This window comes from Niveispirillum cyanobacteriorum, from assembly GCF_002868735.1.
GTDB classification, from domain to species: domain Bacteria; phylum Pseudomonadota; class Alphaproteobacteria; order Azospirillales; family Azospirillaceae; genus Niveispirillum; species Niveispirillum cyanobacteriorum.
Genome location: NZ_CP025611.1, coordinates 2,455,466 through 2,471,086, shown reverse-complemented (window position 1 = coordinate 2,471,086; position 15,621 = coordinate 2,455,466). Strand labels below are relative to the sequence as shown.

General features: G+C 64.8%; 18 protein-coding genes. 7 read left to right on the top strand and 11 right to left on the bottom strand.

Annotation, left to right across the window (positions count from 1 at the left end):
• Positions 1-102: 102 nt before the first annotated feature.
• On the bottom strand, positions 103-507 hold the full coding sequence (locus tag C0V82_RS11475; protein WP_102113385.1) for a TIGR02300 family protein: 405 nt from the start codon (positions 505-507) through the stop codon (positions 103-105).
• 210 nt (positions 508-717) lie between these two features.
• On the opposite strand from C0V82_RS11475, the gene C0V82_RS11470 reads away from it, so the two are divergent.
• Positions 718-1,335, top strand: a complete 618-nt coding sequence (locus C0V82_RS11470; protein WP_102112462.1) for a 3-phosphoshikimate 1-carboxyvinyltransferase — start codon at positions 718-720, stop codon at positions 1,333-1,335.
• On the opposite strand, the gene C0V82_RS11465 is transcribed toward C0V82_RS11470, so the two are convergent.
• The 7 genes from C0V82_RS11465 to C0V82_RS11430 all read right to left on the bottom strand — a co-directional run bounded on the left by C0V82_RS11465 (position 1,336) and on the right by C0V82_RS11430 (position 6,422).
• The gene (locus tag C0V82_RS11465; protein WP_158659876.1) at positions 1,336-2,091 is read right to left on the bottom strand and encodes an SDR family NAD(P)-dependent oxidoreductase; all 756 of its coding nucleotides are present in this window, start codon (positions 2,089-2,091) and stop codon (positions 1,336-1,338) included.
• Positions 2,092-2,183: 92 nt separating this feature from the next.
• A complete protein-coding gene (locus tag C0V82_RS11460) occupies positions 2,184-3,164 on the bottom strand; it encodes a GNAT family N-acetyltransferase (protein WP_102112460.1) in 981 nt (326 codons plus the stop codon).
• 10 nt (positions 3,165-3,174) lie between these two features.
• A complete protein-coding gene (locus C0V82_RS11455; protein ID WP_102112459.1) occupies positions 3,175-3,735 on the bottom strand; it encodes a helix-turn-helix domain-containing protein in 561 nt (186 codons plus the stop codon).
• Between the two features lie 64 nt (positions 3,736-3,799).
• Positions 3,800-4,342, bottom strand: coding sequence for a hypothetical protein (locus tag C0V82_RS26870; protein WP_158659875.1), 543 nt, complete (start codon positions 4,340-4,342; stop codon positions 3,800-3,802).
• A 137-nt stretch (positions 4,343-4,479) separates the two neighbouring features.
• Positions 4,480-4,722, bottom strand: coding sequence for a phosphoribosylformylglycinamidine synthase subunit PurS (purS, locus tag C0V82_RS11440; protein WP_054167928.1), 243 nt, complete (start codon positions 4,720-4,722; stop codon positions 4,480-4,482).
• 34 nt (positions 4,723-4,756) lie between these two features.
• Positions 4,757-5,521 (bottom strand): phosphoribosylaminoimidazolesuccinocarboxamide synthase, encoded by a 765-nt coding sequence (purC, locus tag C0V82_RS11435; protein ID WP_054167927.1) that lies wholly within the window; start codon positions 5,519-5,521, stop codon positions 4,757-4,759.
• Positions 5,522-5,669: 148 nt separating this feature from the next.
• Entirely contained in the window at positions 5,670-6,422 is a 753-nt protein-coding gene (locus C0V82_RS11430; protein ID WP_102113384.1) for an NRDE family protein, read from the bottom strand.
• A gap of 139 nt (positions 6,423-6,561) precedes the next feature.
• Between C0V82_RS11430 and C0V82_RS11425 the strand changes: the two genes are divergently transcribed.
• Complete coding sequence (locus C0V82_RS11425; RefSeq protein WP_102112456.1) at positions 6,562-6,882, top strand: DUF1476 domain-containing protein; 321 nt, start codon at positions 6,562-6,564, stop codon at positions 6,880-6,882.
• Positions 6,883-6,990: 108 nt separating this feature from the next.
• Here C0V82_RS11425 and C0V82_RS11420 read toward each other — a convergent pair whose 3' ends face one another.
• A complete protein-coding gene (locus tag C0V82_RS11420; RefSeq protein WP_245924074.1) occupies positions 6,991-7,566 on the bottom strand; it encodes a regulatory protein RecX in 576 nt (191 codons plus the stop codon).
• A gap of 98 nt (positions 7,567-7,664) precedes the next feature.
• Between C0V82_RS11420 and C0V82_RS11415 the strand changes: the two genes are divergently transcribed.
• The 4 genes from C0V82_RS11415 (at position 7,665) to C0V82_RS26865 (ending at position 11,156) form a co-directional block, all read left to right on the top strand.
• Positions 7,665-8,468, top strand: a complete 804-nt coding sequence (locus C0V82_RS11415) for an ABC transporter permease (protein WP_102112454.1) — start codon at positions 7,665-7,667, stop codon at positions 8,466-8,468.
• Positions 8,469-8,652: 184 nt separating this feature from the next.
• Positions 8,653-9,477: an ABC transporter permease gene (locus C0V82_RS11410; RefSeq protein ID WP_102112453.1), complete on the top strand. Its 825-nt coding sequence runs from the start codon at positions 8,653-8,655 to the stop codon at positions 9,475-9,477.
• A 140-nt stretch (positions 9,478-9,617) separates the two neighbouring features.
• A complete protein-coding gene (locus C0V82_RS11400; protein WP_158659874.1) occupies positions 9,618-10,931 on the top strand; it encodes a GIN domain-containing protein in 1,314 nt (437 codons plus the stop codon).
• Between the two features lie 9 nt (positions 10,932-10,940).
• Positions 10,941-11,156, top strand: coding sequence for a hypothetical protein (locus C0V82_RS26865; RefSeq protein ID WP_158659873.1), 216 nt, complete (start codon positions 10,941-10,943; stop codon positions 11,154-11,156).
• A 16-nt stretch (positions 11,157-11,172) separates the two neighbouring features.
• On the opposite strand, the gene C0V82_RS11395 is transcribed toward C0V82_RS26865, so the two are convergent.
• On the bottom strand, positions 11,173-12,234 hold the full coding sequence (locus C0V82_RS11395; protein ID WP_102112450.1) for a hypothetical protein: 1,062 nt from the start codon (positions 12,232-12,234) through the stop codon (positions 11,173-11,175).
• 198 nt (positions 12,235-12,432) lie between these two features.
• On the opposite strand from C0V82_RS11395, the gene hemJ reads away from it, so the two are divergent.
• Positions 12,433-12,870: a protoporphyrinogen oxidase HemJ gene (gene hemJ, locus C0V82_RS11390; protein WP_281262351.1), complete on the top strand. Its 438-nt coding sequence runs from the start codon at positions 12,433-12,435 to the stop codon at positions 12,868-12,870.
• Between the two features lie 192 nt (positions 12,871-13,062).
• Here hemJ and C0V82_RS11385 read toward each other — a convergent pair whose 3' ends face one another.
• On the bottom strand, positions 13,063-15,468 hold the full coding sequence (locus C0V82_RS11385) for a patatin-like protein (RefSeq protein ID WP_102112448.1): 2,406 nt from the start codon (positions 15,466-15,468) through the stop codon (positions 13,063-13,065).
• Positions 15,469-15,621: the final 153 nt, after the last annotated feature.

Genomic DNA, 15,621 nt, shown 5'->3' with positions numbered 1-15,621 from the left:
CAGCGCCGTGCGCGGGTTTATCTAGAAACTCGCGCATTGATGCAAGCGGAAAATTCGGGCCGGTGACGGATTTTTGACATCCCCGGCCCGCACGGGGGAGGATCAGACCTCCTCATCACCCTCGACATCGACCACTTCGCCCATGTCGTCACCGTCATCCAGCTCGTCGGCATCTTCCAGCAGGACATCCTCGTCCTCGCCCACGCCGTCATCGACCTCGTCGGCTTCCAGCTCGTCGGCGACATCGACATCGTCATCGGCGATATCGGCGGCCTCGTCCAGTTCCTCCTCGACCTCCGTATCCAACGCTTCCTCATCGTCACGCGGGGCGACCACCTTCTTGGCGTCCTCCACCGGCATGGGACGGGCGCGGCGCGACTTCAGCAGCGCTTCGGGATCGAACACGGTACCGCACGACGGGCAGGTCGGCGGGTCCTTCTTCATGTCATAATAACGCCCGCCGCAATTCGGGCAGATGCGCTTGATACCCCACTCGGCCTTGGCCACGGCAATACCTCCGTCAATCACGCGCGCCTGGACATGCGCCGCGGTTCAGGCCGCATCTGCCATGGCTACGCGCCCCTGTCAAACGGAACTGTCACGGTTTGCGCGTGGTGCCGCCATGCGAGGCCCCCGAAACGGGGCCGGCATGCTTTGCGGCACCGTCCGTCCATGCTATGCCCGGTCCCCATAAATCCCCCCACCGAAGGCCGGATCATGTCTGCGATCGACCTGCCCTCCCTGGCCCTGATCCTGGCCGCCCTGGCGCGTGGCGGCACGCATGTGCATGTCCGTGACGCGCACGGGCTGGCCGCGCTGATGCCCGCGCTGACGGCCCTGGGCGCCACAGTGGCGGCGGGGGAGACCTGGCGGGTGCAGGGAAGGGGGATGGGTGGGTGGTGCGAGCCAGACCGTGTTCTGGACCTGACGGCACGGCCTGGAGCGGTGCCGCTGCTGACCGGTGCGCTGGCCGCGCATGATGTCACAGCCGTCCTGGCGGCCGAGTCGGTGTCGCTGACTGGCTTGCGTCCGGCGTTGGAGCGGGTGGGCGCGCGGCTGACCGTGCGCCGGGGTGACCTGCTGCCGGGCACCATCACGGGCACGCCATGGCCGATACCGGCGCTGCATGAAGGGCTGGGTCCGTCAAAGGGCATGGGCCTGCTGCTGGCCGGACTGAACAGTCCGGGGCGGACGGGTGTCACCATGCTGCCGGATATGGAACCGGCACTGGATCTGCTGCGCCGGTTCGGGGCCGGGGTCAGTGTGGAGGATGGTAATATCTGGGTGAAGGGTTACCCGGACCTGTTAGGGCCGAGCGACCCGATCCAGGTGTGATCACAGCATCACGGCCCCGCCGCAGGGGCTGATGCACTGGCCGATCATGTGGTGGGCATCGTCGGATGCCAGGAAGAGATAGGCGGGCGTGACATCGTCGACGCTGCCCAGGCGCTGGCTGGGCAGGGCGCGGCGCAGGGCATCCACCCCGGCCTGGGCCACGGCGGACCCTGCCTTGGGATCGATGGCGCCGGGGGCCACGCAATTGGCGGTGACGTTGCGCGGGCCGATATCGTGGACCAGGCTGCGGGTGAAGCCCAGCAGCGCACCGGCGGCCGCACCATAGAGCGTGTAGCCGGGTGCGCCGTGATAGGCGACATCCGACACGGTGGTGACGATGCGCCCGTAATTCTGCGCAAACATCAGTGGCAGGATCATGCGCGTCATCATGAAGGCCGAGCGCACATTGGCCGCCATCACCATGTCGAACTGTTCGGCGGTGGTGTCGATGAAGGAAATGGCGGGCCGCAGCCCGGCATTGTTGACCAGAATATCGACGCGGCCCAGACCCGTGACGGCAGTTTCAACCAGCCCATAGGCGCCGTCGGCATTGGTCACGTCGGTGCGCAGCGCCAGCACGCGGCGACCGTGGCGTTCCACCTCCCGCGACAGTTCGCTGACGGCATTCGACTGGGCGTCATCCTCATATTGCAGGATCAGGTCGGCCCCTTCGCGGGCAAAGGCCAGGGCCACGGCCCGACCGATATTGTTGCCCGCACCCGTGATCAGGGCCACGCGATCCTTCAGCCGTGCCATCTCCCAATCCCCCAAACCCTGGTATCCACTGGGCCGCATCCTGACCAGATGCGCCCTTTGCGTCAACCTGTACGGGCGGCAGTGGGTTTGGCCTACAATATCTTGCCAAAGCAGGCGGATTCCGCCCGTCCCTGATAGGTTCCGTAGTTAGGCACAAGCCGGTAGCCATGGCGGCGGTAGAAGGAGACGGCCCGGTCATTGGCCCAGCGGGTTTCCAGCAGCAGCCGGCGATAGCCCAGCCGCCGCGCCCCTTCCTCCAGGAAGGACAGAACCGCCGCGCCGACGCCTGCACTGCCTGGCACTGCATACATGCGCTTGATTTCCGCCACCTCCCCGTCGAAGGGGCGCACGGCGCCGCAGCCCACGGCCACACCGTCCAGACGTGCCAGGGCGAACAGGGACCGGTCCGCCACCGCGTCCCATCCCGCCAGTCCGCCGCGCCCGTCGCTGCCGAAACGGGCGGCCAGATCGGCGGACAGGGCGTCGATCAGGGGAACCGCGTCGGGGGAATCGGGGTGGCTGTGCTCAATCATCAGGCCGGCGGGTGGCGGCGGCAATTGCCGGTACATGACATGGGTCGTGTGGCTGGTGCCGTCGCCATTCAGGGCATAATCCGGGATGGTGCCGCAGCTTTGCCAGCCCAGGCGGGCATAAAGACGTTCGGCATCATCGCCTTCGCGCGTATCCAGCACCAGCAGCCGGCGGCCCTTGGACCGTGCCACCTGCTCCGCGCGTTTCAGCAGGCTGGCCGCCACCCCCTGACGCCGCGCATCGGGATGCACCAGCATCTTGGCAATCTCCGCCCGGTGGGTGCCGTTCACCTGTGGCGCCAAGGCCAGGGTGACCGTGCCGATGATGCGGCCCGTCTCTGTCACGGCCAGCAGAATATGCTTCTCCCCCGTCCGCACGGCCCCTTCCTGCCCGTGCCAGAAGGCGGCGGCAGCGTCCAGGTCCAGGGGCGGGATGAAGCCGACGGCGGCCCCATTGGCGACGCAAGCCGCCAGGACATGGGCAAGATCCGGTACTGCCGCCGCGAAATCCTCCGGGCCAGCCGTGACAATGTCGTAACGCATGGATGAACCTTCAGGGTCGGGTGATGGCGATGATGTAGCGGCTGGGCGCGTCGCCCAGTGCGTGGAAGCGCGAGGCGCCGTAAAGCCGGAAGCGCAGGACATCGCCCGGTTCCAGCACATGCGCCACGCCGTCCAGCCGGTATTCCAGCCGGCCTTCCAGCAGCCAGATATGCTGTTCCAGGCCCGGCATGGGCGGGGCGTCATAATCGATGATGGTACCGGGCGGCAGGGTGCCGTGGATCATCTCCGTCTCCAGCCCCGATGCGGGCGGCGACAGGGACCGGCGTACGAAGCCGTTGGTGGGATCGGTCCAGACGGGCTGGTCCGCCGCTCGGATCAGCAGGGCGGGTTCGGCCTCCACCTCTGCCAGAAGGCGGGACATGGGGCGGCCATGGGCGGCGCAGAGCTTGCCCAGCAGGCTGGCCGTGGGGCTGGTCTCCCCCCGTTCCAGCCGGGACAGGGTGGCCTTGGGCACGCCGCTGCGCGCCGCCAGATCGTCGAGTGACCAGCCGGCATCACGGCGCAGTTGCGCCAGACGCGCGGCCAGGCGTGTGTCAATATCTTGTTCCATAAATGAGATAAAATCTCAAATACGGAACACGATCAAGGGAAATCGGAGGACGCGACCGCGAAATTTACTTCACCCGGCGGACCTTGATGATGCCGGTGACGCCGTCGATGGTCATGGTGAAGCTGCCGAACATGCCCTTCTCGATCTTCACCAGCTTGCCCGGCTTGGCATTGGCGATGGAGCGGGCGACGACCTGGGACCAGACCTGACCATTGTCCAGGGTGAAGGTGTAGCGGTCCGTCGTCTGCTGGCTGACGCTGGTCAGCTTGGCCGTGATGCTTTCGGCTTCCTGCGCGACCGTGCCGGCGGGGGCGTCCTTGCGGTCGATACGTTCGGCACCGAAGGCCTGTTCCTTGTTCACGGGTGCGGCGACGGCGGGGGCCGCCGGGGGCACGGGGGCCGAAGGGGCGGCGGGCGGCTGCGGCGTGTGGCGCAGGGCCGGAACCGTGCGGTCGTAACAGGCCAGACGGGCGCCATTATCGACGATGCCCAGGCATTTCAGCACATCATCCTGACCCGCAGCCGATGCCGGCAGGGTCAGCGAAACAGGGGCCGCCATGACGACCAGGGTGGCGGCCAACAGGCGGGTCAGGGGACGTTCGCGCATCGTGTCAGGTTCCCAGAAGGATGTTTTCCCGAACCCTGGCCGCAAACATCCCCTCCCGACAAGCAAAAAGGGACGTCCGAAGACGTCCCTTTCCATTCGCACCGCTGCCGGTACCCACCTTGCGGCGAGCAGCAGGATCAGGCCACCAGTTCGATCGAGTAATTCTCGATGACGGTGTTGGCCAGCAGCTTGCGGCACATTTCCTCGATCTGGGCCTTGGCCTTGGCCGGGTCGGTCTCAGCGACCTCCAGCTCGATCAGCTTGCCCTGACGGACTTCGCCGACGCCATCGAAACCCAGATTGGTCAGGGCATGGCCGATGGCCTTACCCTGCGGGTCCAGCACGCCGTTCTTCAGCGTCACAACGACCTTGGCCTTCATGGGAGAACCCTTTTCAGCAATGGAAGATCAAAACTTACTGCACCAGCTTGGGTGCGGTATGGTCGCCGGGGCCGGCCTCGGGCAGGATGCCCAGGCGGCGGGCCACTTCCTGATAGGCCTCGGCAACATTGCCCAGGTCCTGACGGAAACGGTCCTTGTCCAGCTTCTCGTTGGTCTTGGCGTCCCACAGACGGCAATTGTCCGGGCTGATCTCGTCGGCCAGGATGATGCGCATCTCTTCATTTTCATAAAGCCGGCCGAACTCCACCTTGAAGTCCACCAGCTTCAGGCCGATGCCCAGGAACAGACCATTCAGATAGTCGTTGATGCGCAGGGCCAGCGAAAGCATGTCGTCCAGGTCCTGCGGAGCCGCCCAGCCAAAGGCCGTGATATGCTCTTCGGAGACCATCGGGTCGCCCAGCTCGTCGTTCTTGAAATAATATTCGACGATGGAGCGGGGCAGCGGCGTGCCTTCCGGGATACCGAAACGCTTGGTCAGAGAACCGGCAGCGATATTGCGGACCACCACCTCAATGGGGATGATCTCCACTTCACGCACCAGTTGCTCACGCATGTTCAGGCGGCGCACGAAATGGTTGGGGATGCCAATCTCGCCCAGCTTCGTCATCAGATATTCACTGATGCGGTTGTTCAGGACGCCCTTGCCCGTAATCGTGCCCTTCTTCTGGGCATTGAAGGCGGTCGCGTCGTCCTTGAAGTACTGGACCAGGGTGCCAGGCTCAGGGCCTTCATACAGAATCTTGGCCTTGCCTTCGTAGATGCGCCGGCGTCGCGTCATGGGTCTGGTGTCCAGCAATCGTTCCAGCCAAAGGGAGACGGACCCGCATGGCAAAACCAGCGGGTCCGGTGCTCAACCCTATAGCAAGCAACGCGCCCCCGCACAATGAAACCAGCGATGCGGGCGGGTCAGTGCTGGGTGGCGGTGATCAGAGGGCGACAGGCGCGAACGCCACCTGATCGGGCCGTCCGGGTGCGAACAGGAAGCGGGGCTTGGTGCCCAGCCTTTCGATAGAAGGCAGGGCGACCAGGGCGGAACTGCCCGTCTCGAATCCGCTGGGCGTCACGATGCACATGGCCCCGCGTGGCCCTGCATCCCCGTCCCAGATGCGACTGCGGAGCAGTGGCGTCCAGCCCGACCAATCGTCCAACGCCGGATCAGGCGCGGGGGCCGCCTGGAACAGCGGTCGGAAGAAGCGCAGGCGAGGATGGTCCGGGTCGTTCAGGTCAGACGCCGCGACCATGGACAGGCCCACAGGGACCGTTTCCACCCGCACCCGCCGGCTTTCCCCGGTCAGGGACAGGCAGAACGCATCGCGGTTGTCGGCCACCACAAGGTTGAAGGGCCGGTAGGCGCGGCCATCCAGGTGGGCCAGGGCGTCGGCGGCACTGGCGGCATCAGCATGGTCCAGGGCATCCAGCACCAGTTCGCCGCGTGAGCGTTTGCCAGCCATCGGCCCCAGCGTACCCTCGCGGTTCAGGACAGTCGCCACGACGCCATGGTCGTTCACACCCAGCCAGGACCCGCCCGCCGACTCATCGATGCCGGCCATCACCTCGGGCCGGTCGGGCCAGTGGCGGGCCGGCGGCTTCCAGGGCCGCCCCTTCATCTCATCCCGGTTGCCGGCCAGCAGCAGCGGCCAGTCATGGCCGGGACGGCGCAGGATCACAACGGTGCACATATCGGCGTCGACCTTCAAAAATTCCCCATGGCTCACCATCCTAAAGGTGAGGACGATGCGTCAGGTGATGGCTTATGTCACATCTGCCGTATATAAGGGCCAAGGCTCTATCGTTCGACCTGCCTGCAGAGGATTAAAAATGACGACGTTCGACGAACGCGAACAGGCCTTCGAAAACAAGTTCAAGCATGACGAAGAACTGCTGTTCCGCATCAACGCCCGCCGCGCCAAGCTGGCAGGCCTGTGGGCCGCCGGCCTGCTGGGTCTGACCGGCGACGATGCGGCCGCCTATGCCAAGCAGATCGTCACCGTCGATTTCGAGGAGCCGGGCCACAAGGACATTGTCCGCCGCATCCTGACCGATTTCCAGGCCAAGGGCGTGGATGTGTCCGAGCACCGCATCGAAAAGGAACTGGAGACGCTTCTGGAGACGGCGCGTCAGCAGATCCAGAGCGAGTAGTCTACTGGAGCGTGTTTCCGGTGACCGGAAACACGCTTAAGCCTTTCGTTTTCCTCACGCGTCGGCGCTGTTTTCGGTTGACCGAAAACAGCTCTCGTGGGGGATGGGCTATTCCTCCCCCTCCTTGTCGATCACCCGCCGCGCGGTTTCCAGGTCGAACCCGGCCCGCGCCATGGCGGCGATATCCTTATCGCGCCGCGTCCGCGCCTCGTCCTCCGACAGGCCCCGGTCGGGCCGGAAGCCGCCCAGCCGGCGGCGGCGGGCATAGGCCAGCGCCGCGTTCCATTCCGCCTCCCCTTCCTCGGCCCCTTCCAGGCTGCCCAGCGCCTTTTCGACCTGATCCCCATCCAGACCCTTGGCCATCAGCTTCTGGCGGATGACCCGCGTAGACCCGCCGCGCCGTTGCAGGCCCGACGCCTTCATTTCCGCGTAAAGCCCGTCATTCAAAAGGCCGGAGCGGAGATAGCGCGCGATCAGCGCGTCGACCCATTCCCGCCCCTCCTGCGGGTCGGTGCCGTGCGCCCTGGCCGAGGCATCGACGCGGCGCAGCAGCAGCCGGCGCAGATTGGCCGACGAACTGGCGAACCGCTCCAGATAATGCAGGGCGGCCCGGTCCAGATAGGCAGGCGTAACCCGCTTTGCCACCTTGCGCCCGTTTCCCGCCCGCCCCGTGTCGTCCGTCACTGCCAATCCCCTGCGCTTTGCACCATCATTGCCGCCAACCGGATGCCCGTATAGTGTCGGGCACTTCATTTCCGCTGCCCCGGATAGATCCCAATATCATGTCGCAACCGACCCTCCCCATGCCCCGCGCCGTTGGCGCCGTCAACTGGATCGGGCTTGCCACCCTGATCCGTAAGGAAGTGCACCGGTTCCTGAAGGTCTGGGTCCAGACCATCGCGGCCCCCGTCGTCACCACGCTGCTGTTCTACGCCGTCTTCGCGCTGGCGCTGGGCGGGGTGGTGCGGATGGTGGGGGATGTGCCCTTCCTCCTGTTCCTGGCGCCCGGCCTGATCATGATGGCCATCGCCCAGAACGCCTTTGCCAATTCCTCCTCCTCCGTCCTGGTGGCCAAGGTGCAGGGCAATATCGTCGATGTGCTGATGCCGCCCATTTCCGCGCTGGAACTGACGGCCGCCTATGTCATTGGCGGGGTGGTGCGCGGGGCCATTGTCGGGCTGGTCACGGCGCTGGCCATCGCCTTGTTCATCCCGTTGCAACTGCATTCCATCGGTTTCATCCTGTTCCACGGGGTGGCGGCGGCCTCGCTTCTGGCGCTGCTGGGCCTGATCGGCGGCATCTGGGCCGATAAGTTCGACCATATGGCCGTCGTCACGAACTTCATCGTGACCCCGCTTTCCTTCCTGTCGGGCACTTTCTATTCCATCGACAGCGTGCCGCCCGCCTTCCGCTTCATCGCGCATCTGAATCCGTTCTTCTATTTCATCGACGGTTTCCGTTATGGCTTCATCGGCCAGACGGACGGGACCCTGGTGACGGGCATCCTGGTGATGCTGGGCATCAATCTGATCCTTGGCTTTGTGGCCTGGCGGATGATCAACAAGGGTTACAAGCTGAAGGCTTGATCTGTCGATTTGGCGGCATCCCCTTCGTCATCCCGGCGCAAGCCGGGACCCAGGGGCCAGATGCCCAACCTTTACCGCTTTAATCCAGATCGCGGGCGCTGTTGATCTTGGAACCATGGATCCCGGCTTGTCGCCAGGATGACGATAGAAGCGATGTTTCGCTCAAGGTGAAGGAAAGCTGCGAATGACCATGGAACAGACGCGCGGCCCCGCCGGCGCCTTCAATCCCTTGATCCGCCGGCAGGTGCCGGGTTTCCACTGGGTGGCGTTCCTGACGCTGTGCCGGCGCGAGCTTCGGCGTATGGTGAAGATGGCGGCGGCCTTCCTGATTGCACCCGCCCTGATGGCGGGCATCTATTTCGTCTGTTTCCTGTTCGGGCTGGGGCCGCAGCGGGGCACGCCGGAAGGTGATGCGGTGCTGTCCTATCTGGTGCCGGGCCTGATCATGCTGTCGATCCTGCTGCGCTCGGCGGAGAATGGCGGCTTCATGCTGCTCTACAGCAAGATCGAGGGGCATATCATCGACGAGCTGATGGCGCCCATCGGCGCGCGTGAAGCCATCCCCGCCTATCTTCTGGCCGGCGTTGTGGCCGGCATGGGTAGCGGCATCGTGGTCTGGATCGCGTCGCTGTTCTTCTGGCCGCTGCCGGTGGCCAACCCACTGGCGGCGCTGGGCTTTGCGCTGGCCGGATCGCTGTTCATGGCGCTGTGCGGTCTGCTCTGCGGTATGGCCAGCACCAAGTGGGACCATATCTCTGCCTATTTCACGTTTCTGTTCACGCCGCTCTCCTTCCTGTCGGGCCTGTTCGCGCCCGTCGAGTCGATGCCGGAAACGCTGGCCACCATCGTGCGGCTGAACCCGATCTTCCATGCGATGGAGGGGTTCCGCCACGGTATCCTGGGCGGGGCTATGCCCTGGGGATCGGCGCTGTTCCTGTTGGTGGCCATCGTCCTGCTCTATGCGCTGGCCGCACGGCTTTATTCGGCGGGATGGCGGATGAAGAGTTAAGCGTTCGTAACAATCCGTTATCATCGGTTACCAAGGCCGGATATTTGTAAATCCCCTGCAAATGCGGCGGACAGGGGGTCAGACCAGCCGCATTATCCCAGGCGAGACACGGGTAACCGATGACGTACAGGAACCGACCCATGGATGGCGCCCTTTCCAGCACCCCGCCCAGCAGCCTTTCCAACCGCCCGCGCCTGACCCCCGGCGTGCCTGCCGGTGGCATCGCTGCCATCCTGGTGGCGATGGGCGTCATCGGCTGGGGCCTGGCCGCCGGCGACATTGACGGCCCGCAGGAGCGCCATGGGTCGCATTTCGAGATCCCCGAACCGCCGGAACCCCCGGAGCCACCCGAACCCCCAGAGCCGCCGGAACCGCCCGAGCCGCCGGATGTGCGCGTGAATGTCGATGTGAACCCGCAGATGGTGGAACGCGCCGTGCGCGAGGCCATGCGCGGCGTCGACGTCGATGCCGCCCGGATGCAGGGACTGCGGGAGGCGCAGGCCGGCCTGGCCGAGGCCCAGCGGGAGCTGGCCGCCGCGCGTGAACAGTTGCAGCGTGAAGGCAAGGATGTACCCGCCATCGCCGAGGGTGCCCTGCGCGTGGCAGAGCTGGGTGTGGCCGCCGCCGCCGGTGCCGCCAAGGGTGCCCAGGCCCAAACCCAGCAGGGCGAAGGCAGCATCATGCAGTCCTTCGATGCGCCCAAGGGCGTGCAACTGGTCAATATCGGTGGTGACATCACCATCGAACGGTCAAGCCGCGCCGACAAGGTGCGGGTAGAGATCGATAACGGCGCCAGCAATATGGACCTGGACGTCAAGGATGGCGTGCTGACGGTCAGGGGCCGCAATGATCCCCATATCGGTCGCACCGACATGCGCCTCACCATCCCGTCCGATACCGACCTGACGGTGGCGGGTCTGGCCGGTGACCTGTCCATCGGTGGCCGGTCGGATGCCAAGCTGTCGGTGCAGTTGCTGCGCGGTGACGTTTCGGCAGAACGGGTGGGTGCCTTGTCGGTCGATATCCTGGAATCGGGTTCCGTATCCGTCGAACGGGTCGAGGGGCCGCTGAATTTCCGGGTGCAGGGGGCAGGCGAACTGTCGGTGGAGCGGGCCGAAACGGCCAAGCTGGACGTGAATGGCCATGCCAATGTCTCGCTGGGGCGCGTGGAGAACGGGCTCGCCATCTCCATCGCCGGCCATTCGGAAATGGATATCGGTCGTGTTAACGGCCCCGTCCGCGTCGATTTCCCTGGTGCGGGTCGCGTCAGCATCGGCGAGGGTGAGGCGGAGCTGGAGGCACGGGTGACGGGTGCCGGCTCGCTGGAGTTCAACGGCACCGCCATCAACCCCATGGTGGTGGCGTCGGGTGCCGGCAATGTCCGCATCGCCAAGCATGAAGGTAAGGCCAATGTCCGCAATACCGGTGTCGGCAATACCTATGTCGGTGATTGAGGCCGTGCGGTGAAGCGTTCCCCACCGAAAGCGCCCACCACCAGCACCGCCCCCCAGGCGGGAGAGTTGGACGGGCGTATCCGGCAGGGGGAGATTGAGCGGCTGCGCCGTCAGGCCAGCGACAAGGGCTTCAAGGAACAGGTGCAGCGGGCGGCCAAGGCCAAGGGGGAGGACCCCTATCAGCTTCTGGCCGACGCGATCCGCAAGATGCTGCGCGGGGAGTAGGGGCGTTCATCGCCCCTTACTTCATGCCGCTGGCCGCGTTCTCGATGGCCAGGATATGGTCCAGGCCGGGCAGGATCTCTGACCGGATGAATTCAACACGCTTGTTGGGGCCGGCACCGCCCTGCGGGAAACGGGCCTTCCACAGCGCCATCTTGACCGCCAGACCGCACAGCACGCCGCCGATGGTGACATGGTGGCTTTCGATCTGATGGCGCACCGACCGGAAGCTCTCGGCGCTGATATCGTTCCAGAAATCCTTGGACCGGCGGTCAAATGCCTCGAAACGACCGGTGATGGAGGTGGTGATCGAGGTCAGTTTCGACTGCACATCCGACAGCATCTTCACAATATTGCGGTCGCGCGCGATCAGTTCCGATGCCTTCGGCTCCATCGCCCATTTCAGGAACCGCTGCACTTCCGGCACGATACCGTCCAGGCAGGAGCGGAAATAGGCCAGCGACAGGAACACGTCGCCATAATCTTCCAGGAAATCCGGAATCTCGTTCAGCTTCACCTTCAGCTTTTCCGACAAAAGCCGCAGGTTGGCCAGCGCCTCCTCCCGGTCGGGATTGGCCAGCATGGCCAGAATGTCGGCCACGTCGGTAATCTGCCGTTCATCGCTGCCATAGACCTGCTGAAGCAGGGGGCGCGTGAAATCCTTCATATAGCCGGTCAGTTCGGCGCGCTTGGCATCCGACAATTGCAGGGCCTTGGCATCGTTCACCGCGATGCCGACACGCCGCAGCTCCTTGCGCAGCGTATAGACGTCAAAGCTGTTGATGCGGACCAGCTTGCTGATCTGCACCATGTCGACGCGCAGGGTCTTGCTGTGGCTGGGAAACAGGCTGCCAAGATGGTCGGGGCTGATCTGGCCGCTGCCGGTGGACCGGTCCTGGAAGATTTCCACCACGGTTTCCAGGCGCGCATTCTTGATCAGCTTGGCACGGCGCAGGCCCGGCGTTTCCAATGGCAGCATGGCCATAGGCAGGATATGCAGCGAGTCGCGTGACGCGTCATCGAACTGGATGACCTCGGCTTCCCCTTGTTCGGGGGCGTCGGTCTGGGCGGTATCGGCCATATCGGTTCCCGGGGGCCTGAATGGCCGGAGGTTTTGTCAGCGGCAACCTAGCACGCATCGCCGTGTATGCAAGGCGTTCCCTTGTCGCGGATGCGGCATGGTGCTTGGTGAAGCGGTGGTCCGATGCTATTTAGCCGGGGTATGAACCGCTGGGCAAATGTCCATCGGGATATCCGGGACGAAACGGGAAGGTGCGGCGTGGGTGATTATTACCTGTGGATCAAGGCCCTGCATGTCATCAGCATCATCGCCTGGATGGCGGGCATGCTCTATCTGCCGCGCCTGTTCGTTTATCATTGCGCGGCCGAGCGCGGGTCGGTGCAGTCGGAAACCTTCAAGGTGATGGAACGCCGCCTGCTGAAGGCCATCATCAACCCGGCCATGGGCGGGACCTGGATTTTCGGCATCGCCCTGATCGCCATGAACCCCGATCTGATGAAGGGTCAGGGCTGGCTGCATGCGAAGCTGGCACTGGTCCTGCTGATGTCGGGCGTGCATGGGGTGCTGGGCAAATATGTGCGGCTGTTCGCCAATGATGCCAACACCAAGCCGGCCAAGTTCTTCCGCATCCTGAATGAGGTGCCGACCGTTCTGATGATCGGCATCGTCATCCTGGTGATCGTGCGCCCGTTCTAAGTTCTTCCGGCGGTTCCCTTGATCGTGACCGATCAAGGGAGATTGCACTGTTCCCTCAGTCGCCGGGCGGGCGCATCCGCGCCCTTGGCTTGCGGCGCACGAGCGCCGGGCCGGCGGTCGCCGGCCTCCAATCCACCAAAGGCCAAGCCTTCGGCGGATTGGCACCATGCAACCTTGAAGCCGCTTTTGGCTCTACCCACATGCCTCAACCCAGGCGCGGACCTGTTCAAGGGCGCGGTTGCCCTTGCCCAGGCGCTTTTCCTCCGCCACCAGGATGGTATGGAAGGCCCGCAGTTTCAGGCCGTTGATGCGCGCCTCTGACAAGGTGATGCCGCCGGCATCCACCACCAGATCGATGACGCGTTCGGCGGCGTGCAGGCGGCCCAGCAGATAGTCATGTTCGCGGTCATGGCGGCTGAAAAAGCCGCCAAAGGCGTTCATGCGGGCACTGCGCAGGTCGGTGGGCGCGCCAGACCGGCGCAGCAGGCGGGCATCGGGCGGGGCGATGCGGTCCACGCGGATGGCATGGAATTCATCCAGTTCCACCCAACCGCTGGTCGAAAAGGTCAGCACATCCCAGAAAGCAAAGCCCAGATAGGCCTCAAATATCTGCCGCCGGGCCGCGGGGCCCAGATAATTCAGGCCCATCAGGGCAAATATCTCATCAATCTCTGCCGACTGATCCTCAAGCTTCCAGACGGTGGCCAGTTGCGGCAGCACGCGGTCCAGCGTGTCGGCGGATGGTACCGGCCCGTCGGCGCGCATCAGGTTGTTGAGCGCGATCCGTTCCCCGGCATTGAACAGGCCCAACCCGTCGGTGGCCAGACCGGGCAGCCGTTCCAGCGCGCTGTAGAGGCTGGCCTTCATCTCATCCAGGTCGGGGGCGCGCGTGTCGGCATGTTCGCCTTCGCCCACCATCGGATAGATGGCGTTCAGTTCCCGGATCAGGAAGCGCAGGCGGCGGCCCCGAAAGGCGATGTCGAAATCGCGCAGGAACCGCACCCAGGCCGGCTTCTCCCCATCGGGGGGGAAATCCAGCCGGTCGGGCAGAACCCCGCGCGCCCGCGCCCAGTCATTCAATGCCGCCAGCAGGGCCGGTCTGGCCCCGGCATCGGCGCGGCCCAGACACGGGGACAGCAGCGTGGCCAGATGTTCCAGCGCCCCTTCGATCTTCAGGCGCAGATAGGCCTCGAACGCGAAACCGGCCTGCTGCGCGGCGACCGCACTGGCCTGATCGCGCCAGTGGCGGATCTGTTCAATGGTGGGGGCCGGCGGCAGCGGCCCGCCCAGCACGCGCGATACCTGTTCGGTCACGCGCGGGCGGGCGGCATCCAGCAGGCCTCTAAGCCGCTCAATACGGGCATTGCGGCCGGCAATGGCCAGCAATTCATCACGCACGGGTTCATTGCGGGGAATGTCGGAAAGGGCACCCCGGATGGTGCGGAAAAAGCCCGGCGCTTCTGGCCGTCCGCCCAGACCGACGCGGGCCGCCGGCTTGGGATCGATATAGACGATGCGGCGGTCCACCTCGCGATAGGCGGGGCGGCCCGCGATGGCCGACAGGGCGGCGGCGAACGGCTTGTTGTTCAGGACGGAGCCGTCAATGAAGCTGGCCTGTTCGGGGTCCGCCCCCTGGCGGCGATATTCGGCGAAGTTGCGTTCGAAGAACCGCGCCCGCCCCTCCCATCTTTCATCCCGCTCATTCAGCAGCCGGTCCATCTGCCGCACCTGGGCCGGGGGAAAGGCACCGGGATAGGAGGCGGATGCGCGGGCCGCGAACACCAGGCCCGGCACGTCACCATCCTTGAAATCGCTATCCAGTTCGCCTTCTGTCCGGCGGTAACGGAAGGTGAAACGGTGGCGATGCTCCCTTTCCAGAATCTCCGGCGGGTCATGGGCCGGGATACGGGTAGTGTAGCCGTGGAAATCCGTCACCGTCACATGCAGCGATAAGGGCAGGCCACGCGGCAGCAGGCTGGCCAGCGGCTTCTTCGTGCTGTCACCCATGGCATGGGCGGCATCCAGCAGAAATTCCATCAGCCGCTTGCCGTCAAAGGGCGGGCGGAACCACCGGGACCGCACGAACAGTGACAGTTTTTCCGCCACCTCCGCATCCGGGGCCAGACGTTCCAGGCGCTGGGTCATGGCCCAGACGACAGGCCGCATGAACCATTTCGACCATTTGCCGGCCCGGCTGTCAGGGGTCAGCAACTGTGTCACATCGGCATTTTCCAGCCACAGGCTGGTCAGCGGTTCCAGATCCAGATCATGGGCCAGCGCGCGGGCCAACAGCACGCCATTGATGCCGCCGGCACTGGCGCCCGCCACCACATCGATCAGCACGCGCAAGGACAGGTCGGGCAGCAGATCGCGCAGCAGGTCGAAATAGATGGATTCGGTGTCGAAGGGCCGGGGATCGCCGGCGAGCGCCGCCTGGAAACTGCCGGCATGGCCATTGCCATGCGCGTTGCGGCCCGCATGCAGGGCCTGACTGGCCCGCACCAGCTTCCACAGTTCCTTGGTCACCCCGTGCATATAGACGGCCAGGCTGACCCCACCATAACAGACCAGCGCGATGCGAAGCTCCTTCTCCTTCACCGGCTGCTCTCCCTCTGGTGGCAGCGGGCATGGTGGGGCCTGAGCGATGGTGGCGTCAACCGGACAGCAGGGGCGGACTATGGATGACCGCAATAATCGGGTGGGGCGGGAGCGGTGCCTGCGTCATTTTCTGGTTCAGGAACCGGAAAGGAA